This is a genomic window from Streptomyces sp. NPDC003038 (genome assembly GCF_040611115.1).
Taxonomy (GTDB): Bacteria; Actinomycetota; Actinomycetes; order Streptomycetales; family Streptomycetaceae; genus Streptomyces.
This window is the reverse complement of record NZ_JBEXNN010000011.1, coordinates 1-19,080: the sequence shown is the minus strand read 5'-3', so window position 1 is coordinate 19,080 and position 19,080 is coordinate 1. Positions and strand designations below refer to the sequence as shown.

Annotated in this window: 19 protein-coding genes; 9 read left to right on the top strand and 10 right to left on the bottom strand. The window is 71.2% G+C overall.

The window, feature by feature from the left end; translation table 11 throughout:
• The first annotated feature begins 346 nt into the window (after positions 1–346).
• The 6 genes from ABZX75_RS16155 to mscL all read left to right on the top strand — a co-directional run bounded on the left by ABZX75_RS16155 (position 347) and on the right by mscL (position 5,148).
• Positions 347–1,690 carry an MFS transporter gene (locus ABZX75_RS16155; protein ID WP_355410823.1) on the top strand — a complete coding sequence of 448 codons (1,344 nt, stop codon included), beginning with the start codon at positions 347–349 and terminating at the stop codon, positions 1,688–1,690.
• Between the two features lie 67 nt (positions 1,691–1,757).
• The gene (locus ABZX75_RS16150; protein ID WP_355410822.1) at positions 1,758–2,069 is read left to right on the top strand and encodes an FmdB family zinc ribbon protein; all 312 of its coding nucleotides are present in this window, start codon (positions 1,758–1,760) and stop codon (positions 2,067–2,069) included.
• Positions 2,070–2,179: 110 nt separating this feature from the next.
• Positions 2,180–3,013, top strand: coding sequence for an S-methyl-5'-thioadenosine phosphorylase (locus tag ABZX75_RS16145; RefSeq protein WP_355410821.1), 834 nt, complete (start codon positions 2,180–2,182; stop codon positions 3,011–3,013).
• A 194-nt stretch (positions 3,014–3,207) separates the two neighbouring features.
• Positions 3,208–3,783: a carboxymuconolactone decarboxylase family protein gene (locus tag ABZX75_RS16140; protein WP_355410820.1), complete on the top strand. Its 576-nt coding sequence runs from the start codon at positions 3,208–3,210 to the stop codon at positions 3,781–3,783.
• Positions 3,784–4,026: 243 nt separating this feature from the next.
• Positions 4,027–4,530 (top strand): hypothetical protein, encoded by a 504-nt coding sequence (locus tag ABZX75_RS16135; protein ID WP_355410819.1) that lies wholly within the window; start codon positions 4,027–4,029, stop codon positions 4,528–4,530.
• 123 nt (positions 4,531–4,653) lie between these two features.
• The gene (gene mscL, locus ABZX75_RS16130) at positions 4,654–5,148 is read left to right on the top strand and encodes a large conductance mechanosensitive channel protein MscL (RefSeq protein ID WP_355410818.1); all 495 of its coding nucleotides are present in this window, start codon (positions 4,654–4,656) and stop codon (positions 5,146–5,148) included.
• Between the two features lie 31 nt (positions 5,149–5,179).
• Here the strand turns inward: mscL and ABZX75_RS16125 are convergent, their stop codons facing one another.
• From ABZX75_RS16125 to ABZX75_RS16095, 7 genes are all read right to left on the bottom strand, one after another.
• Entirely contained in the window at positions 5,180–5,404 is a 225-nt protein-coding gene (locus tag ABZX75_RS16125) for a hypothetical protein (protein WP_355410817.1), read from the bottom strand.
• A gap of 61 nt (positions 5,405–5,465) precedes the next feature.
• Entirely contained in the window at positions 5,466–6,893 is a 1,428-nt protein-coding gene (locus ABZX75_RS16120; protein WP_355410816.1) for a NarK family nitrate/nitrite MFS transporter, read from the bottom strand.
• A 2-nt stretch (positions 6,894–6,895) separates the two neighbouring features.
• Positions 6,896–7,264 carry a hypothetical protein gene (locus ABZX75_RS16115; RefSeq protein ID WP_355410815.1) on the bottom strand — a complete coding sequence of 123 codons (369 nt, stop codon included), beginning with the start codon at positions 7,262–7,264 and terminating at the stop codon, positions 6,896–6,898.
• Positions 7,261–7,980: a Rieske (2Fe-2S) protein gene (locus ABZX75_RS16110; RefSeq protein WP_355410814.1), complete on the bottom strand. Its 720-nt coding sequence runs from the start codon at positions 7,978–7,980 to the stop codon at positions 7,261–7,263. The genes ABZX75_RS16115 and ABZX75_RS16110 overlap by 4 nt, the downstream gene beginning before the upstream one ends.
• Positions 7,977–8,576, bottom strand: a complete 600-nt coding sequence (locus ABZX75_RS16105; RefSeq protein WP_355410813.1) for a 4Fe-4S dicluster domain-containing protein — start codon at positions 8,574–8,576, stop codon at positions 7,977–7,979. The genes ABZX75_RS16110 and ABZX75_RS16105 overlap by 4 nt, the downstream gene beginning before the upstream one ends.
• 7 nt (positions 8,577–8,583) lie before the next feature.
• On the bottom strand, positions 8,584–10,914 hold the full coding sequence (locus ABZX75_RS16100; RefSeq protein ID WP_355410812.1) for a molybdopterin oxidoreductase family protein: 2,331 nt from the start codon (positions 10,912–10,914) through the stop codon (positions 8,584–8,586).
• The gene (locus ABZX75_RS16095) at positions 10,911–12,074 is read right to left on the bottom strand and encodes an MFS transporter (RefSeq protein ID WP_355410811.1); all 1,164 of its coding nucleotides are present in this window, start codon (positions 12,072–12,074) and stop codon (positions 10,911–10,913) included. The genes ABZX75_RS16100 and ABZX75_RS16095 overlap by 4 nt, the downstream gene beginning before the upstream one ends.
• A 197-nt stretch (positions 12,075–12,271) precedes the next feature.
• Here ABZX75_RS16095 and ABZX75_RS16090 point away from each other — a divergent pair, with 197 nt between their 5' ends.
• Both ABZX75_RS16090 and ABZX75_RS16085 read left to right on the top strand, forming a co-directional pair.
• Entirely contained in the window at positions 12,272–13,456 is a 1,185-nt protein-coding gene (locus tag ABZX75_RS16090) for a low temperature requirement protein A (protein WP_355410810.1), read from the top strand.
• Between the two features lie 202 nt (positions 13,457–13,658).
• Complete coding sequence (locus tag ABZX75_RS16085; RefSeq protein ID WP_355410809.1) at positions 13,659–14,915, top strand: cytochrome P450; 1,257 nt, start codon at positions 13,659–13,661, stop codon at positions 14,913–14,915.
• Between the two features lie 139 nt (positions 14,916–15,054).
• Here the strand turns inward: ABZX75_RS16085 and ABZX75_RS16080 are convergent, their stop codons facing one another.
• Positions 15,055–15,549 carry a DUF5949 family protein gene (locus tag ABZX75_RS16080; RefSeq protein ID WP_355410808.1) on the bottom strand — a complete coding sequence of 165 codons (495 nt, stop codon included), beginning with the start codon at positions 15,547–15,549 and terminating at the stop codon, positions 15,055–15,057.
• Positions 15,550–16,031: 482 nt separating this feature from the next.
• Here ABZX75_RS16080 and ABZX75_RS16075 point away from each other — a divergent pair, with 482 nt between their 5' ends.
• The gene (locus tag ABZX75_RS16075; RefSeq protein WP_355410807.1) at positions 16,032–16,487 is read left to right on the top strand and encodes a DUF6299 family protein; all 456 of its coding nucleotides are present in this window, start codon (positions 16,032–16,034) and stop codon (positions 16,485–16,487) included.
• Between the two features lie 89 nt (positions 16,488–16,576).
• Here the strand turns inward: ABZX75_RS16075 and ABZX75_RS16070 are convergent, their stop codons facing one another.
• Both ABZX75_RS16070 and ABZX75_RS16065 read right to left on the bottom strand, forming a co-directional pair.
• Positions 16,577–16,744 (bottom strand): hypothetical protein, encoded by a 168-nt coding sequence (locus ABZX75_RS16070; protein WP_355410806.1) that lies wholly within the window; start codon positions 16,742–16,744, stop codon positions 16,577–16,579.
• A gap of 84 nt (positions 16,745–16,828) precedes the next feature.
• On the bottom strand, positions 16,829–18,832 hold the full coding sequence (locus ABZX75_RS16065; protein WP_355411021.1) for a SpoIIE family protein phosphatase: 2,004 nt from the start codon (positions 18,830–18,832) through the stop codon (positions 16,829–16,831).
• Positions 18,833–19,080: the final 248 nt, after the last annotated feature.

Below are 19,080 nucleotides of genomic sequence, written 5' to 3'. Positions count from 1 at the left end.
ATTTTCGGTGGCCTATGCCCACTTTTGTCGCCATTTCATGGGCCCTGACGTGCGAAGTTCCCGTTAATCGCAGGTGAAGACATGGCTTGTCACCGTAATCACAGGGCGTGGTAGAGGCTTTCCCTGTACGATGAAGGCACACCAGATCGAACCAACTCTGCCTGACGCAGAGCTGGCGCGACCGCAAAGCGGCCGTGGCACCACCCGCAGTGGGCGCCCAGGTATCACTCGGTTCTGCGCAAGAGGACAGCTCTCGGGGCTCCCACATGTACGGGTGCGGTCGCTCACAAGGCGGCCCACCGTCCGCAGACGGGGACGCTCTACCAGGCAGCGGAAAGGCCAGGCCGTGACATCCGCGGTCACGACCGACAAGTCCGCCCGCCCCGGCTACGGACAGCTCCTGCGTACGCCCGGCGCCCTCAGCTTCCTGCTCCCCGGCTTCGCCGCCCGGCAGCCCTTCGCCATGCTGACGATCGGCATCGTCCTTCTCGTCCAGCACACCACCGGCTCGTACGGCGACGCCGGAATCGTCGCCACCGTCACCGGTGTCTCCATGGCGCTGTTCGCGCCGCAGATGGGCAAGCTCGCCGACCGGCTGGGCCAGAGTGCCGTCCTGATCCCGGTCGTCTTCGCGCACGCCGCCGCCGTCGGCGCCCTCACCGCGCTCGCCCTGACGGGCGCGCCGCTGTGGGCGCTCGCACTGGCCGCCGTCCCCGCGGGTGCCTCCGTACCGCAGGTCGGACCCATGGTCCGGTCCCGCTGGGCCGCCAAGCTGGAGGGTTCGCCGCTGCTGTCCACGGCCGCCGCTTTCGAGTCCGTCACCGACGAGCTCACCTTCGTCGTCGGCCCGGTCCTCGCGACGTTCCTGTGCACCTCGGTCCACCCCTCCGCCGGTCTGATCACCGAGGCGGCCCTCACCCTCGCGGGCGGTCTGCTCTTCGCCGCGCAGCGCGGCACGCAGCCCAAGCCCGTTCCGCCTCTCGCGGACGGTGAGAAGCACGCCTCCGCGCTGTCCTTCCCCGGCCTGCGGGTCCTGATCGTCGCCTTCGTCGGCATCGGCGCCGTCTTCGGCGGCATGCTGATCTCGCTCGCCGCCTTCTCCAACGAGATCGGCAACCCGGGCGCGAACGGCCTTCTCTACGGCGTCTTCGCGGGCGGCAACATGATCGCCGGCATCGTCTGCGGCACCATCGCGTGGAAGATCGGACCGCGCCGCCGGCTGATCCTCGGCTACCTGGGGCTCACCGCCGCCGCGTCCGTCCTGTGGGCCGTGGACTCCCCGATCCTGCTGGGTGCGCTCGGCCTGGTCGTCGGACTGTGCATCGCCCCCGCGCTGATCACCGGCTACACCATGATCGAGCAGCTGATCCCGGCCGCGTCGCGCACCGAGGCCTTCACCTGGCTCACCGGAGCGGTCGCCTTCGGGCAGGCCGGCGCCGTGACCCTGGCCGGCCGCCTGACGGACGCGCACGGATCCTCGTACGGATTCCTGGTGCCCATGGCGGCCACCGCGCTCGCCCTGGTCACCCTGCTGGCGCTGCGCTCGAAGCTGGCGCCGAAGGCCCCGAGCCGGATCGTCAACTCGTCGGGACCGGCCCGTACGGCCGCCCCGAAGGCCGCCGAGAAGACCTCGGACAACCGGGTGAACGAGCGTGGCCTGGGTCACCGAGTGCCGGTGACGGTGGACTGATCCGCCGGAATGCGTCACCATGGAGCGTCGTTAGCACTCATTGAGTGAGAGTGCCAGGAGGAAATTCGTGCCGACCTACCAGTATCAGTGCACCGAGTGCGGTGAGGGCCTTGAGGCCGTGCAGAAGTTCACCGATGACGCACTGACCGTGTGCCCGAGCTGCGACGGACGCCTGAAGAAGGTGTTCTCCGCGGTCGGCATCGTCTTCAAGGGCTCCGGCTTCTACCGGAACGACAGCCGCGGCTCTTCGTCGAGCAGCACGCCTGCCTCGAAGCCGGCCTCGGCCCCGTCGTCCGCGACGGCGACCGCTGCCGCCCCGGCCGCTTCGTCGTCGTCCACGGCGTCGAGCACGAGCAGCAGCTCCCCCTCGGCTGCCTGACCGGTCCCGCACCCGCCTGACGGGTGCGGCCCGTCCGATCGTTCGCCGTGAGGCCCCGCCGCCCTTCCCGGGCCGCGGGGCCTCACGCGTGCCCGGTTAGGGTGGGCGCCATGGCGAACGCAGAGATCGGTGTCATCGGCGGCTCGGGCTTCTACTCCTTCCTGGAGGACGTCTCCGAGATCCAGGTGGAGACCCCGTACGGGCCCCCGAGCGACTCCCTCTACCTGGGCGAGCTCGCCGGCCGCCAAGTGGCTTTCCTGCCCCGGCACGGACGCAGCCACACCGTCCCTCCGCACAAGATCAACTACCGCGCCAATCTGTGGGCCCTGCGCTCCACCGGCGTCCGCCAGGTACTCGGCCCGTGCGCGGTCGGCGGCCTGCGGCCGGAGTACGGACCGGGCACGCTGCTCGTTCCCGACCAGCTGGTCGACCGTACGAAGTCCCGCGCCCAGACCTTCTTCGACGGCGAACCCCTTCCCGACGGAAGCGTCCCGAACGTCGTGCACGCCACCTTCGCGGACCCGTACTGCCCGGCGGGCCGCGAGGTGGCCCTGGCGGCGGCGCGGGGCCGCGGGTGGGAGCCGGTGGACGGCGGCACCATGGTCGTCATCGAGGGGCCGCGCTTCTCGACGCGTGCCGAGTCGCGCTGGCACGCGGCGGCCGGCTGGTCGGTCGTCGGCATGACGGGCCACCCCGAGGCGGTCCTCGCCCGTGAGCTGGGGCTCTGCTACACCTCGATGGCGCTGGTGACCGACCTCGACGCGGGTGCGGAGACGGGCGAGGGCGTCTCCCACACGGAGGTGCTGCGGGTCTTCGGCGAAAACGTCGGCCGCCTGCGCGAGGTCCTCTTCGACGCGGTGGCGGCGCTGCCGGCCACGGAGTCGCGCGCCTGCCTGTGCACCCGTGCGCACGACGGCTGGGACCTCGGGATCGAACTGCCGTAGGCGCCCGGGCCCGCGGGAGCCGTAGGGGTCTGGGCCCTGCGGAGCCGTAGGGGTCTGGGCCCCGCGGAGCCGTGGGGACGGACCGCCGGGCCGGACGCCCGCTGTCACATTCCGCGGGGCTGTCCTGTCTCAGCTGGTGAAGGACCGCCGACCGTCCGGTCCCGGTCCCGGCCCAGAACCAGGAGGCAACCGTCATGCCGCGCATCTCCCTCACCCCGCCCCGCACCCTCCTCATGCGCATCGGCGCCTGGTACTCGCGGCGCACCTACGGCAAGGTGCTCGAACCGGGCCTCGCGTACGGGCACAACGCGCGCGTGCTGTTCTCGTACGTCCGCCTCGAACAGCGGGCGGCGAAGTGGAACGCGCTCGACGCCGGACTCAAGCACCTCGCGGTGATGGCCGCGGCGGCCCGCATCAACTGCTCGTGGTGCATGGACTTCGGCTACTGGGAGGGCCGGCAGCTGGGGCTGGCGCCCGGGAAGATCGAGCAGGTCCCGCGGTGGCGGGAGGCCCCCGAGGTCTTCACCGAGCTGGAACTGCTGGTCATGGAGTACGCCGACGCCATGACGGAGACCGAGCCGGCCGTCACGGACGAACTCGCCGCCGACCTGATCGCGCGGCTCGGCGAGGCCGCGTTCGTGGAACTGACCGCCGTGGTCGCCCTGGAGAACTGGCGCTCGCGCGTCAACAGCGCGTTCGGCCTGACCGGCCAGGGCTTCTCAGAGCTCTGCAAGGTGCCGTCCAAGCCCTCCGGTCACTCCATCGGGTGAGGAGGTTATCCACAAGCCGGGGATCATCCACAGGCCGAAGCGAGATCGCGCGGGAGGCCGGATCGTGAGGGGTGTCCGGGCGCTGGGTCCGGACACCGGAACTCCCTCGGTTTGGTGGTGGTCGTCATGTCCGGGACCTCTTCGGCTTGTTCAGTGACCTCGGCGTCGTCAATCTCCTCGGCGCGCGCGGCTGCATCGGCGCGCTCAGCGTCATCGGCATGCTCGGTTTCATCGGCGCATTCAGTGTCATCAGCGCCTTCGGTCTTCTCTTCCCCGTGTCCCCCCGCGCGCCCCGTCCCGCTGTTCCCACCGCTTCGCGTGGGCCGGAGCGGGGACCGGCTGCGCAGGGCCGTGCGGCGCCGGCGCCGGGCCGCTTCGGCCGGGCTGGCCGTCGTGGCGGCGGCGCTTGCGGTGGGCGGGACGGAGGCGCAGGCCTCGCGGGGCTCCGCACCACCGGAGGTGAAACGCCCGCCCGCGGCGGTCCGGTTGGTGTCCGCCCCGGTGCGCATCGCGGACTCGGGGGCGGTGCGGCTGCTGCGGCCCGGGGACCGGGTCGACGTGGTCGCGGCGGAGCGCGCCGGACCGCCCCGGGTGGTGGCGGCCGGGGCCCGTGTTGCCGAAGTGCCCGATCCCGACCAGGGTGCCGGGGACGGCGGGGCGCTGGTGGTCCTGTCCGTGCCCCGGGACACCGCGCGGGATCTCGTGGGGGCGGGCGCCGTGACGCGACTGGCGGTGACGCTGTGCTGAATCGCACGCACGAACAGTCACGTCACCTCGACGCGGACGCCGACTGGACGCACCGGGCCCGGACTGCCGTAGCTTTCGGAACCGTTGGCTCCGTGTTTGGCACCTGTGAAGAAAGGCTCAGTGGTGAGCGAGAAGAACAAGGAGAACGTCCTGGCGGGCTTCAAGGCCTTCCTGATGCGCGGCAACGTGGTCGACCTGGCGGTGGCCGTGGTCATCGGCGCCGCGTTCACGAACATCGTGAACGCGGTGGTGAAGGGGATCATCGGACCGCTGGTGGGCGCCATCGGCACGAAGAACCTGGACGTCTACTCCTCGTGCCTGAAGGACCCGTGCGGCATCAACGCGCAGGGGGAGCCGACCGGCGTGAACATCTTGTGGGGATCGGTCCTCAACGCCACGCTGACCTTCCTGATCACCGCGGCGGTCGTCTACTTCCTGATGGTCCTGCCGATGGCGAAGTACCTCGCGAAGGTGGAGAGCCGCCGCAAGGCCAGGGAAGGCGTCCAGGAGTCCGTGGAGATCACCGAGCTGGAGGTCCTCAAGCAGATCCGCGACAACCTGGTCGCGCAGCGCAGTGGCAGCGGCACCGCGCCGACGGGTGCGCGCGACGCGCTCTAGCCGCTCGCGCTGATCCGGTTGCCCCGGTCGCTCAGATGTGGTGCGGGGGCTTCTCGTCGAGGAAGCGCGCCAGGTCGGCCGCGCTTCCACCGGCGGCCGGCCGCTCGCCCCAGCCACGGTCGGTGTCGTCCGAGGACTGCTGGTCCAGCGGGTCGTCGAAGACCAGCTTGGGCTTCGGCCGAGGCTTCTCGGGCGCGGGCACGGGGTGGGCGCCGGTCTGCGAGGGTTGCGGGTCGAAGGCGGGGGCGGTGCTCATGCCTTTAGGGTACGGCCGCCCCGGGCCCCGGCCCGGCCCCCGCTCCCGCTCCGGCCTCCGCTCAGCTGGGAGCTTCGGCGCCCTTGCGGGCGTAGAACCACCAGCACACCACCAGGCAGGTGGCGTAGAAGCCGATGAAGAGCCAGAGCGCGTGGGTGACCGCCATCGCCGCGAACATCGCGGGAATGAAGAAGAAGCCGTAGGCCGCGATGCCGGAGGAGAAGCCGCTGACGGCGCCCGCCTCCATCTCGGACTGCCTCAGCGCGGCCGCCTGCGCCTGCGGCCCCTTGCCCTCCGCCTCCCGCATGTGCTGGTCCCGGAAGATCACCGGGATCTGCCGGAAGGTCGAGCCGTTGCCCAGACCGGAGAAGAAGAACGCGGCCAGGAAGCCGATGAAGAAGGTCCAGAAGCTTCCTCCGTCGCCCGCGTGCGGCAGCGCGAAGATCACCACCACCAGCGAGGCCGCCATGCCGACGAAGGACAGCATGGTGACCCTGGCGCCGCCCATCCTGTCGGAGAGCCAGCCGCCGGCCCAGCGCATGAGCGCGCCGACGAGGGGGCCGATCCAGGCATAGGTCGTGGCGTGGTAGCCCTGCACCTCGAAGTTGTTCTTGATCAGCAGGGGCAGGCCCGCGGCGAAGCCGATGAAGGACCCGAAGGTGCCCACGTAGAGCCAGGTCATCAGCCAGTTGTGCTTGCGCTTGAAGATGACCTTCTGCTGGCTGAAGGGGGCCGCGGCCACCTTGAGGTCGTTCATCAGGAACCAGGCCAGCAGCGCCATGACGACCAGCAGCGGGACCCAGAGGAACGCGCCGTTCTGGAGCCAGATGTCGGTGCCGGTCTTCGCGTCGTGCTGCGGACCGCCCGCCGGGGCGCCGAGCACGGCGGCGGTGACCGCCAGCGGGGCGACGAGTTGGACCACGCTGACGCCGAGGTTGCCGAGGCCGCCGTTGAGGCCGTTGGCGCTGCCCTTCTCCCGCTTGGGGAAGAAGAAGCCGATGTTGGCCATCGAGGAGGCGAAGTTCGCGCCGCCGATGCCGCAGACGGCCGCGATCAGCGCCAGCTCCCAATACGGGCTGCCGGTGTCCTGGAGCGCGAAGCCGAGCCACAGCATCGGCACGACCAGGACGATCGTGCTGAAGGCGGTGAACTTCCGCTCGCCGAAGATGGGTCCGATGAAGGTGTACAGGATCCGGAAGGTGCCACCGGTGATGCCGGGGATGGCGGTCAGCCAGAACAGCTGCGACTGGGAGAAGCCGAAGCCGACGTCGTTCAGCTTCACCACGGTGACGGACCAGACCTGCCAGACGACGAAGCCGAGCATCAGCGCGGGGATCGAGACCCAGAGATTGCGCTGGGCGACCTTGCGGCCGGTGGACTGCCAGAAGGCGTCGTCCTCGGGCCGCCAGTCGCCGATGGTGGCTCCGGGCTTGTAGGTCTCCGCGCGGTGCGAGCGCACCGCGGAGGGGGTGGGGGTGGGTATGGACATGGTCATCGGTCCTTCGGGTCGAGGAGCCACAGGCCGAACACGACGAGGAAGGACAGGATCAGGAATCCCGCCCCCCACCAGGCCGTGCCGGTGTTGCCCTTCATCCACTCGTTGACGGTCACGGTCAGCGCCCAGAGCTGTCCGGTCACGACGGTGAGGGCCAGGGCCAGACGGGCATTGAGTTTCGAGGACCGTTCCGGCTCCTGTTCGGTGCCGGCGCCCGGTCCGGGGCCCGTGTGCCGGATCCGCGGGTCTCCGTAGCCGCTGGTGGAGCGGATCTGCGGATACCGCTCCCGCACCGGCCTGTTCAGCCGGGGATCGGCACTGCCCGGGCGGTAGTGCGGGCGGGGAGGCAGCGGTGCGTCGCTCATGCACGCCTGCTCTCGGTCGTGGTGACGCGACTCGCTCCGGGGCAGCCCAGGCGCTGGGTCATCTCGGGGCGGTCGTCTCCGAACTGCCGGCACAGGGCTTCCTTGGCCGGCTCTCCCGAACGGGCGGTGGCGAGGGCCCACACGCTGCCGTCGGCCTGCTCGCTCAGGAGGATCCTGGGGAGGGGACGGGGCGGCGGGCCCGCGGTCACCTCGCCGGTGCGGGCGTCGAAGACACCCTCGTGGCAGGGGCAGTACAACTCCCCGTCGGCACCCCGGTCCGCGCGCCACAGGACGGCGCAGGCCAGGTGGGTGCAGACGGCGGAGTAGCCGACGAGGGAGCCGTCGGTGAGCCGTACCGCGAGGGCCCGGTCCTCGTCGCCGGGGTAGCGGAAGGCCACGGACTCGCCCGGCGCCAGCCGGTCGGTGACCTTCTTCGCCTCGGGCAGCGTCTCGCTGTCACCGTGCCGGTGCAGGATGCCGGCGGCGACGCCGACACCGCCGATGGCCAGGCCGCCGGAGACGGTGGCAACGATCCGCAGGTAGTCGCGGCGGGTGGTGAGGGAGTCCGCGCTGATCCGGTCGCGGAGCTGCTCGGCGGCGGCGTCACCGTCGGGCCCGGCATCCCGGCCTGGCGGCGGTTCTGGTCCCGATCCTGGGCCCGGTCCTTGTCCAGGGGCAGGTCCGGGGGCAGGAGGCGGCTGTTCGGTGAGGCTCATCGGACGTCCACTCCGTTCACCTCGACGACGGGCAGGCCGCCGGGGACGGGCCACTGGACCTTGTCGGCGGGGACGACCATCGCCACGCCGGTGCTGAGCACCACGTCGCCGAAGACGAAGGAGTCGGCGACCTGGACGCCGGGGCGCTCGGCCCGGAGCTCTTCGAGGGTTCCGTAGAAGAGGGCTCCGGTCGGGCAGACGGTGGCGCACATGGGGGCCAGGCCGTAGGCGGTGCGGTCGTAGCAGAGGTTGCACTTCATCTGCAGCTTCGCCTGGAGGTCGATCTTCGGGACTCCGAAGGGGCAGGCGTTGACGCAGTTGCCGCAGCCGATGCAGCGGCTGGTGTCGGCCTGCTGCACCACGCCGTCCGCCGTGACCAGGATCGCGTCGGCGGGACAGACCTCGGCGCAGGGCGCGACCGGGTCCTCGCAGTGCATGCAGACGGTCGGGAGGGAGGCGACGGACATGCCGGGTTCGGTGTAGTCCAGGTGGATCATCGACTTGCCGCGGTGCGAATCGCATTCGCGGCAGGCGGAGACGCAGGCCTGGCAGCCGATGCAGCGACCCGGGTCGATGAAGATCGTGCGGCCCATCATGGCGGGGTCAGCTCCTCTCCGCCGTGCCACGGCCCTGCGGGGCCGAGGGGGGCAGGGGGTCGGTGCGGGACGCCTGGGTCTGCGGATAGGCCTCGTGGCCCGGTGCCGTGGGCGGCTCGGGGACTTCGTCGATCCGGTCGGCGGCCTCGATCCGGGCGGCGCAGACCTTGTACTCGGGGATCTTCGAGCGGGGGTCGAGGGCGTCGATGGTCAGGGCGTTGGCGGCCGTCGGAACGGGCCAGTGGTACGGGATGAAGACGGTGTCCGGGCGGATGGCCTCAATGACCAGGGCCGGGAAGACCTCGCTGCCGCGGCGGGTGACCACCCGGACCGGGTCGCCGTTCCCGAAGCCGTGCGAGGGGTGGACCTCCACCCAGGGGCGCGGGGTCTGCTCGACGAGGGCGCCCAGGCGGCGGGTCTGGTTGCCGGAGAGGAAGTGAGCGACGGTGCGGCCGGTGGTGAGGGAGAGGGGGAACTCCTCGGTGTAGGGGTCCATGGGGGGATGCCATTCCACGACCTGCAGATGGATCTTGCCGTCGGGGTGGTAGCTGCGGCCGTCCTCGAACAGCCGGGGTGTGCCCGGGTGCTCGGTGGACGGGCAGGGCCAGGCGATCCCGCCGGTCTCCTCCAGCCGGTCGTAGGTGATGCCGTAGTAGTCGTTGACCGTGCCGGCGGAGGCGATGCGCAGCTCCTCGAACACCTCGCGCGAGCCGGGGAAGTCGAAGTGGTGGCCGGCTCCCAGGCGCCTGGCGAGTTCGCAGATGACCCAGGTGTCGGTGCGTACTCCGGCGGGGGGTTCCTGGGCCTTGTTGTGCTTGACCACCCGGGCCTCGGCGTTGGCCATGACGCCCTCGTCCTCGGCCCAGGTGGTGACGGGGAAGACGACGTGGGCGTTGGCCGCGGTCTCGGAGAGGAAGAAGTCGAACTGGGCGTGGAACTCGGCGGTGTCGTAACCGTCTTTGACCACCGCGTAGTGAGGGAGGGAGACGAAGGGGTTGTTGCAGATGCCGATGAGGCCGCGGATCTCGCGGCGCTGCATCTGCCAGACCATCTCCATCATGGAGGTGCCGGCGCCGGGGAGTTCGGATTCCTCGATGCCCCAGATCCGGCAGATCTGGCGCCGGTGCTCCGGGTTGGTGATCGAGCGGCCGCCGGGGAGGAGGTCGGACTTCTGGCCGTGTTCGCGTCCGCCCTGGCCGTTGCCCTGGCCGGTGATGGTGCCGTAGCCGGCGCCGGGCTTGCCGATGTTGCCGGTGGCGACGCACAGGTTGATGACGGAGAGGCAGTTCTCGACGCCCTGGGAGTGGTGCTCGATGCCGCGGGCGTGCCAGGCCATGGCCCGGTCCGCGGCGGCGAAGACGCGGGCGACCTGGACGATCTGCCCGGCCGGGACTCCGCAGATCTCGGCGGAGCGGGCGGGCGGGTAGTCCTGGACGGTCTTCTTCACCTCCTCCCAGCCGGTGGTGTGGGCGGCGAGGTAGGCCTCGTCGGTCAGCCCCTCCTCGACGATCACGTTCAGGACCGCGTTGAAGAACGCCGAGTCGGTGCCGGGCCTGAGGGCGACGTGGATGTCGGCGGTGCGGGCGATGGCCGTCTCACGCGGGTCGATCACGATGAGCGAGGCCCCCCGGTCCCGCGCGCCCCACAGGTACTGGGTCATCACGGGGAAGCACTCCCCCACATTCGACCCCGCGATGAGGAGGCAGTCGGACAGGAGGATGTCGGAGAAGGGGTTGCCGGCCCGGTCGATGCCGAAGGCGAGCTTGTTCGCGCCGGCGGCGCTGACCATGCACAGCCGGCCGTTGTAGTCGACATGCTTGGTCTTGAGCGCGACGCGGGCGAACTTGCCGACCAGATAGGTCTTCTCGGAGAACAGGCTGGCGCCGCCCAGCAGCCCGAAGGCGTCGTTGCCGTACCGGCCCTGGATGCGGCGGATCTCGGAGACGGTGAAGTCGAGGGCCTCGTCCCAGGAGGCCTCCCGGAACTCCTCGTCCCGCGAGCGGCGCATGAGCGGCGCGGTCAGCCGGTCGGGATGGTTGACCTGCTGGTAGGCGTTGATCCCCTTGGGGCACAGCCGCATCCGGTTGATGTCGTGGTTGCGGGGCTCCACGCCGAAGACCTTGCCGCCCTTGTCCACGCGCAGGTACATCCCGCACTGCACGCCGCAGAAGCAGCAGTGGGTGGGGACGAGGGTCTCGCCGTTCTGGTCGGCGTGCCACTGGTCGGCCGGGATGCCGCCGGCGTCGCGGAAGTCGCGGGTGCCGGGCGGGGTGATGGACGGGTCGATGGAGACCGGCACAGGCCGCGACACGGCCTTGGCGGGGTCGGTCGCGGTCACTTGAACCCCTTCTTGACGTGGGTCAGGTAGGCGTTGCCGCGCAGCACCCGCTTGCAGCGGGGGCAGTATTCGGCCCAGGCGTCGAAGTCGAGATCGAGGTCCTTCATCGTGCCGCGCAGGTTCTCGACGTACGGGGTGGTGTCGACGGGTTCGCCGCAGCGCTTGCAAGCGAAGACCTGCTCGTCCCGGCGGGCCGTGTACTTGAACAGCTGCATGCCGACGGCGGCCGGCCGCTGGACGATGTGGAAGAACTTCCCGAAGGGGATGTAGATGAGGGTGAACACCACCGACACCATGTGCAGGATGGCGAGGAACTCGTATCCGCCGCCGCGCAGGAAGATCGACGAGAAGGTCAGCAGCAGCCCCGTCACGGAGATCACGATCAGGCAGATCAGCGGCAGCAGGTCGTACGCGAACCGCTGGCCGGTGATGGCTCCGCGGTCCTTCATCCGCCGCCACAGGAAGTACGAGGCACCGGGGATGACCAGCACGGCGGCGACGTCGAGGCCGTGGAACATCAACCAGCCCAGGATGTTGAGCGAATCGAAGCCCAGCACCTTGACGCCCCAGATCCGCATCTCGTAGCCGGGGCCCGAGCCGCTGGCGGAGGTGAAGGTGAACCAGCCCCAGGTCAGCGGGAAGGTGATGAGCGCGGCCAGGACGCAGCCCCAGAAGATGAGCTGGTGGGCGGCCCAGCGGGCACGCGAGCGGGCGCCCAGGAACGTCTGGAAGCCGAGGTAGGTGGCGATCATCTTCGGCAGGGCGGTGGGCGCCTTGCGGAAGTTGGCGGCCGAGAAGAAGCTGCCGAAGCCTCGTCTGAAGAGGCGGCGCGCGCCGGGCGCCGAGACCCAGACCGTGTACCGGTAGGCCACGCCGAAGGCCAGGAACACGGTGGCGACCGCGTACGGCAGCAGCGCCGAGTCGAAGTCGCGCAGCATCCGGCTGCCCAGCACGATCGCGGCGATGAGCAGCAGCGAGACGACGGTTCCGGCCAGGGTGGCCCGTGCGGTGACGGACCGGCGTGCGCGCGGCGCGGGCCGTGGGCTGGGCTGGGGATCGGTGCCCCCGGCCGTGCCGTGTGCCCCGGAGGCCTCGAAGCCTCCGTGGGCGCCGGAGGGCGGCGGAGGCGGAGCGGCAAGGGCTTCTGGTGGCTCGGGCACGACACCACGCTAGGTGTTATCTGCCGTTTTAGCCCGCTATGCCATCCCCTTGGTTGCTCCGAACGAGTCAAACGTCCGTCAGGCCCCGGGAGGGTGAGGGTCCTGACCCCTCCAGGCTCCGCTCCGCCCGGGGCACGCGGGCACCGAGCACCGCGCGCCTCGCCTGCCGACCGGCTCGGGGCTGCTGTCCTGACGGCATGACGTACGTCGGCATGACCGCCCGCAGCCGTGACGAGGGCCACCGTACGGCCACTCCACTGGAGCTCTTCTTCGACCTCTGTTTCGTCGTCGCCGTCGCCCAGGCCGGTGCGCAGCTGGTGCACGCGCTGGCCGAGGGCCATCCCGGGACGGGGGTGAGCGGCTACTTCTTCGTCTTCTTCGGCGTGTGGTGGGCGTGGATGAACTTCACGTGGTTCGCCTCCGCCTACGACTGCGACGACGTCCCGTACCGGATCGCGACGCTCGTCCAGATCGCCGGTGTGCTCGTCTACGCGGCGGGCGTGGGCCGGGCCTTCGAGCAGAACGACTGGACGGTCGCCGTCATCGGCTACCTGATCATGCGCGTGGCACTCACCGCCCAGTGGCTGCGGGCCGCTGCCGGGGAGAGCGGCGCCGCGCGTTCGACGGCGCTGAAGTACGCGGCCGGGCTGGTGATCTGCCAGGCCGGCTGGGTGGCGCTGCTGTTCGTGCCGGACGACTTCAAGCGCTGGCTGTTCCTGGTCTTGGTCGCGGCGGAGCTGCTGGTTCCGGTGATCGCCGAACGCCGGCACCAGACCCCGTGGCACCCCCACCACATCGTGGAGCGGTACGGCCTGTTCACCATCATCGTGCTGGGCGAGACGATCGCCGCGAGCACGGTGGCCGTGAAGTCGGCGCTCGACGAGAACGAGGCCCTGGGCCGGCTGCTGCCCATCGCAGGGGGCGGACTGCTGATCGTCTTCGCGGCGTGGTGGATCTACTTCGCGGTGCCGGTGCACCAGCGGCTGACCTCCAACCGCGAGGCCATCCCGTGGGGCTACGGCCACCTGCTGATCTTCGCCTCGGGCGCCGCGATCGGCGCGGGCATCGAGGTCGCGGTCGAGCACGCGGTCGGCAAGGCCCACATCTCACAACTCGCCGCCAACGCCGCCGTCACCGTCCCGTCGGCGCTGTTCCTGCTGATGGTGTGGCTGCTGCACTCCCGCCACTTCAAGCGCGGCCCCGCCCAGCAACTGGTACTGCCGTTCTCCTCCCTCGCGATCCTCGCCTGCACCTGGACGGGTTCGTACGCCGTGCTCTACGCGGGCCTGGTCGCAGCGGCCACGGTGGCGACGGGGGTCACCCTGATCCACCGCTCCCGTACTCCCGCCCCCACCGCCCCCTCCCACCCCGCCGGCCATTAAGGCGCCCCTCCAAGGCGCCACTCCAGCCCCGCCGGGGGCACCTCCGAGGCGGTCCGCCCGGACGGATTCCGGCGGAGGTGGTCGGGGGGGTCGAGGCGCGAAGCCCCGGCGGCGGCCGCCGGACCCGTCACTCCAGCACCCCCGCACCCGTTCTCCAGCGCAGCAGAACAGCGGCGCAGCAGAACAGGAAGCAGAGGAAGCCATGGCACTCCCGGCACAACGGCACGCCACCGCCCCCACCCCCGGACGGGACCTGGCCGACCCGGCCTTCTGGCAGCAGCCCCCCGCCCACCGCCTCGCCGCCTTCGCCCGCCTGCGCGCCCTCCCCGCCCCCATCTTCGTTCCCGAAGGGGCCGGCGGCCACTGGGCCCTCGTACGCCACGCACATGTGCAAGAGGCCAGCCGCCTCCCCAAGGTCTTCGCGAGCGCCCCCGGAGTGACCACCCCCGAGCCGCCCCGCTGGGTACGCGCCCTGTTCGGGGACTCGATGGTCAATCTCGACGGCGCCGACCACGCCCAGCTGCGCAAGATCGTGCAACGGGCCTTCACCCCCCGCCTCCTGGCGGCCGCCGAGGAGGACATCCACGCGGTGGCCGCCCGGATCGTCGACGACGTACTGGAGGCCCGGCCCGACGAGTTCGTCTCGGCGGTGGCCTCCCGGCTGCCCCTTGAGGTCATCTGCAACATGATGGGCATTCCGGAGCGCTACCGCGCGGAGATCGCCGACCGCGTCAACCACGCCTCCGAGAACATCGGCGTGGAGCGCGGCCTGGCCGCCAGGCTGCGGATGCCCGGGCGCGGGCTGCGGGCGCTGGCGCGCATGCAGAGGATGGTGGCGGGCATCGGGCGGGAGCGGCGCAAGAACCCCACCGACGACCTGATCTCGGCGCTGGTGTGCGCGAACGTCGACGGCCAGGCCCTCGGCGCGCGTCAACTCGGTGCCTTTTTCTCCCTGTTGATGGTGGCCGGGGTGGAGACCACCCGCAACGCGATCACCCACGGGCTGACGCTGCTCACCGACCACCCCGGGCAACGTGACCTGCTGCTGTCCGACTTCGAGCAGTACGCGGACGGCGCGGTGGACGAGATGATCCGGCACTCGACGCCGATCATCCAGTTCCGCCGGACGGTGGCCGCCGAACACACCCTGGACGGACACCTGTTCCACCCGGGCGACAAGGTGGTGCTGTACTACGCGTCCGCCAACCGCGACGAGGCGGTCTTCCCGGACCCCGACGCCTTCGACATCACCCGCTCACCCAATCCGCACCTGGGGTTCGGAGGCGGCGGGCCGCACTTCTGCCTGGGCGCGCACCTGGCGCGGGTGGAGATGAAGGCACTCTTCCGCGAGTTGCTGACCCGTCCGGTCAGGCTGCGCGCGGTGGGCCTGCCGGATCTGGCGGGGTCGAACTTCGACAACCGGGTCCGCTCCCTGAAGTTCGCCTTCGAACGCCCGTGACCCCGGACCCGTACGCCGGGTACGTCCGCATTTCCCCTCCGTCCCGTACTTCCCGTCCTTCCCGTGCGCATGCGAAACCGGCCACCGGGCGGGCTGGGAGCCCGGCGGCCGGAGCGCGTGGCGGGTTCCCGCCGTGCGGCTACTTCTGCAGGCGCCGCACGGCGAGGACGCAGTGGGCGCTGCTGATGAGCACCGACTCGTCGCCCGCGAACTCCTGCAGGGTCTTCGCGTCGACCGGCCGGCCGGGGACGGCCTCGGGCCAGGCACGCGTGGCGAAGAGGAAGTACGCCTGCCCGCTCTCGTCCGCCGCGGCCACCCACTCGTCCGGCGCGGTGCACGTCGCGTTCATCCCGGGCAGGGTGAGCGCGATCTGGTTGCCCTCCAGGAGGATCTGCACCGGGAAGCCGGCCGGGTTGCGGGTGCCGTCCATGACGACGTCGCCGATGGGCAGGCCGATCTCCTCCAGCAGCCCGCGTGCGGCCGCCTCTCCGGCTTCCCTGCCCTGCGGGCCGTCACCGAGGGTGTAGGCGAGGAGGTACGGGATGTCGTGAGCCTCGGAGGGGTCGCCGATCCAGGCGAGCACCGAAAGGGTGCCGAGCTGCGACCGGTCGATTTCGGCTTGAGTAGAAGTCATGCGCGCACCCTAGTGCTCTCTCCGCCGAGCCTTTCGCGGCGTTTCACCCGAGCGGGCTATACGGCCCGGCATCACCCTCCTGCATTCGCCCGCGTGTTCCCGTCCTCGTACTGGAGCCGCACCAGGCGCGGTTTTCCGGGATTTCGAACAGGACCCGTCCCCCGGCCCGCTCACCGACCCGGCGGGAATCGAAGACGAGTGTTTTGCCGGTCGTCGGTTACCCGCTCGGCGCCACGGATGGCGCCGGCCCGCGCTGTCGTGCGCCACCTGCGTCCGAGCGCCCCGTACGGGTCCCCGCCCACGTTGACGACGGCGTCGGCGCGGACGTCGGCGCGGACGTCGACGCGGCCGCCCGGCACCTCCCGTGCGCCCGAGCCGGCAATTGCGCACACCGACACGAGCGCACGGAGCGAGTTGTCGGCCGCCGGGCAGCACAATTCATTGCGGCGGATTTTCGTCCGCCTCACCCACCAGGAGGAATCATGCGTACGTCCGGACGCGCTCTCACCGCGGCGGCACTGTCCGCCCTTGCCCTGACTGCCGTATTCAACGCCCCGGCATCCGCCGGTGCGTTCGGCAATGAGATTTCCGTACAGAAGGAAGCCCATATCTCCGAGGACGGAACCGTCACCCTTTCCGGCACCTACCGCTGCCACAGCACGTCACCCGTCGGAGCGGTCCAGGTGGCCGCGGGTCTGCGCCAGGGCGGCATCCGGCTGGGTATCAGCGGCGAGAACGCGGTCTGTGACGGCGCGTACCACGAGTGGTCCAGCACCGGCTCGCTCCGCTACACCCCCGGCATCACCGCGGGCCCGGCCACGGCCGAGGTCCAGCTGACGGAGACCCGCCGCAACGGCCCCGGAATCGTGCCGGTGTCCGTGTCCGTCGTCCAGCTCGCGGAGCACAGCGAGGAGATCGAGCTGATCGACCACCGCTGAGCGGTACCGGGCCACGCGGCGCCCCGCCCGCTAGCCGCCGCCACCGGCATCCGGGCTCAGCGGTATCCGGGGCTCAGCGGCATCCGGGCTCAGCGGCACTCGGGTGCCACGCCGGTCATCGACATGAACGCCACCGACTGGCACCCGGGGTCCGCGTGCGGGCGCCCCGTCGTCCAGTCCACGACCGTCGGCACCCCGGCCGCCAGCAGGAGGAGTACCACGAGGGCCGTCGCCGCGCCCCTGCTCAGCCCGCGCACGGCGCGATCCGTTCCGAAGCTGTCCGTTCCATGGCCGCATCATCACCCCGCCCCGGGCACCTCACAACTCGGCGTGAGTGGCCGTCACTCCTCGTTCCGAGGTGCCCCCGCGGCGTGGAACTCGCACCAGACGGCCTTGCCCTCGCCCCGGGACTCCACGCCCCAGTGCGTGGCCAGCGCGTCCACCAGCAGCAGCCCGCGCCCGGTGGTGGCCGCCTCGCCCGGGGTGCGCCGCCGCGGCCACACGCTGGAGCGGTCCTTGACCCACAGCCGGATCCGCCGGACCGGTTCGGGCAGCACCTCCATGGTCAGCACCGCCCCGCCGTCCGTGTGCAGCAGGGCGTTGACCAGCAGTTCCCCCGCTGCCAGCTCCACATCGTCGGCGAGTTCCGGCATCCCCCAGTCGCGCAGGGCCTGGCGCAGGGCGTAGCGGGCCTCGGAGAGCCCCTCGGGGTCGGCCTGGTGGATGTACTGGTGGATGCGCGGGGCCCGGTGGGTGCCCGGGTCGGGGGCCCGGCGCAGCACGAGCAGCGCCACGTCGTCACCGGAGCCCCAGCGCTCCCAGAGCCGGTCCGAGAGGTGGTCGGCGAGCGCCCCGGCCTCCTGCGGGCCGCTGCGGACCGCGTGGGCCAGCGCTTCCATGCCCTGCGTGATGGCCGTCCCCGGTTCCTCGACCAGTCCGTCCGTGCACAGCACCAGCGTCTCCCCGGGGACCAGGTCGAGCCGGGTCTCGGGGAATTCCTCCTGCTCGAAGACCGAAGCCAGCCCGAGCGGCAGGCCGCCGCGCACGTTGGGCCAGCCCGTGCGCCCGTCGGTATGGCGGATCAGCGGGCCGAGGTGGCCCGCGCGGACCGCCCGTACGCCTCCCGTCTCCAGGTCCACCTGCGCGTACATGCAGGTCGCGAAGCGTTCGGTGTCCAGCTCGGCCAGGAAGCGCGAGGCCCGGGCGAGCACGGTGGACGGCGGATGGCCTTCCCCCGCGTACGCCCGCAGCGCGATGCGCAGCTGGCCCATGATGGCTGCCGCGTGCGTGTCGTGGCCCTGGACGTCGCCCACCACGATGCCGACGCGGTCGCGGGGCAGCGAGATCACGTCGTACCAGTCACCGCCGACCTCCCGTCCGCTCCAGGCGGAGTGGTAGCGGACCGCGATCTCCCCGCCCGTGATCTCGGGGATCCGGCGCGGGAGCATGGCGGCCTGCAGGCCGGTGGCGTACTCCCGCTCCTGGTCGAAGAGGAGCGCCCGCTGGAGCGACTGGGCGACGATGCCCGCGAGGCCCAGGCAGAGGTTGCGCTCCTCCGGGCTGAACTCGCTGCGCCGGCGGTAGAAGAGGACCAGCCCGCCGATGGCCTTGGCCTGGGCGATCAGCGGCAGGTAGGCGGCCGCGTCGTACTCGATGCGGTTCAGGTAGTCGCTGAGCAGCGGGAACTCTTCGCCGAGTGCCGAGAGGGAGGTGACGAAGCGCGCCTGCCTGGTGAGCACCGTCTGCGACAGCGGCAGCGAGCCGTCGAGGCGGGCGAGGTTGCGCTCGCTGAGGATCTCCAGGGACTCCCCGCTCACCGCGATCATCTTGATGGTGTCGCCTTCGACCAGGCCCAGGGCCAGCCCGTCGGCGCCGAGCCGCTCCAGCGCACCCGCCCCGGTCAGCGTGGCCGTGACGTCGTCGACCGTGACCGCCCGCGACAGGGCCTCCGTGGTCCGCTGCACGATGGTCGTCTGCTGGGCCCGCGCCGCCTCCAGCCTGCGCAGCAGCGTGGCGTGGGCGAGCTCCGCCGTCGCGTCCCGGACGATGCCGACGATCCGGTAGGGGCGTCCTTCGTCGTCGCGGAGCACCCGGCCCTGGGTGTGTGTCCACTGGTCGCGGCCGTCGCGCCGCTGCACCGTGAAGTACGAGCCGTACGTCTCCCCGCCGCTGTCCAGGGCCGCCACGACGGTCTCGCCCAGGCGCACGCCGTCCTCGGCCGGGATCCGCAGCCCGAGGCCTTCGGGGGTGCCGTCGAACTCCTCCGGCTCCAGATCGAAGACGGCCATCCCGGCCTGGTCCAGCTCCAGCGTCCCGGCGCCCAGGTCCCACTCGAAGCTGCCCATGCCGTTCAGCGCGAGCCGCTCCCCGGGCCCGGTCACGGGCCCCTGACGGGCTCGCTCGGGTCTGTCGCGCTCCGCCGCTGCCAAGAGACACACCACCTAACGGCCGGGCCAGCACGGCTGGGAGATCAGCCGCTCCCACTCCTCGTCAGGATGCCCCGGAAGGGTGCGTCCGGCCTCCCGCCAGCGCTTGACGAGGGAGAGGTAGATCGTCGCGTGGTCGGTGGTGGACCCGGTCGCGTGGGCGGCCC

What these genes read in the sequence shown, in the direction of transcription:
- ABZX75_RS16145 (WP_355410821.1), top strand. Translation starts at nt 2,180, where the DNA reads ATGGCGAACGCAGAGATCGGTGTCATCGGCGGCTCGGGCTTCTACTCC.
- ABZX75_RS16140 (WP_355410820.1), top strand. Translation starts at nt 3,208, where the DNA reads ATGCCGCGCATCTCCCTCACCCCGCCCCGCACCCTCCTCATGCGCATC.
- ABZX75_RS16125 (WP_355410817.1), bottom strand. Translation starts at nt 5,404, where the DNA reads ATGAGCACCGCCCCCGCCTTCGACCCGCAACCCTCGCAGACCGGCGCC.
- ABZX75_RS16120 (WP_355410816.1), bottom strand. Translation starts at nt 6,893, where the DNA reads ATGTCCATACCCACCCCCACCCCCTCCGCGGTGCGCTCGCACCGCGCG.
- ABZX75_RS16115 (WP_355410815.1), bottom strand. Translation starts at nt 7,264, where the DNA reads ATGAGCGACGCACCGCTGCCTCCCCGCCCGCACTACCGCCCGGGCAGT.
- ABZX75_RS16110 (WP_355410814.1), bottom strand. Translation starts at nt 7,980, where the DNA reads ATGAGCCTCACCGAACAGCCGCCTCCTGCCCCCGGACCTGCCCCTGGA.
- ABZX75_RS16105 (WP_355410813.1), bottom strand. Translation starts at nt 8,576, where the DNA reads ATGATGGGCCGCACGATCTTCATCGACCCGGGTCGCTGCATCGGCTGC.
- ABZX75_RS16090 (WP_355410810.1), top strand. Translation starts at nt 12,272, where the DNA reads ATGACGTACGTCGGCATGACCGCCCGCAGCCGTGACGAGGGCCACCGT.
- ABZX75_RS16085 (WP_355410809.1), top strand. Translation starts at nt 13,659, where the DNA reads ATGGCACTCCCGGCACAACGGCACGCCACCGCCCCCACCCCCGGACGG.
- ABZX75_RS16080 (WP_355410808.1), bottom strand. Translation starts at nt 15,549, where the DNA reads ATGACTTCTACTCAAGCCGAAATCGACCGGTCGCAGCTCGGCACCCTT.
- ABZX75_RS16075 (WP_355410807.1), top strand. Translation starts at nt 16,032, where the DNA reads ATGCGTACGTCCGGACGCGCTCTCACCGCGGCGGCACTGTCCGCCCTT.
- ABZX75_RS16065 (WP_355411021.1), bottom strand. Translation starts at nt 18,832, where the DNA reads ATGGGCAGCTTCGAGTGGGACCTGGGCGCCGGGACGCTGGAGCTGGAC.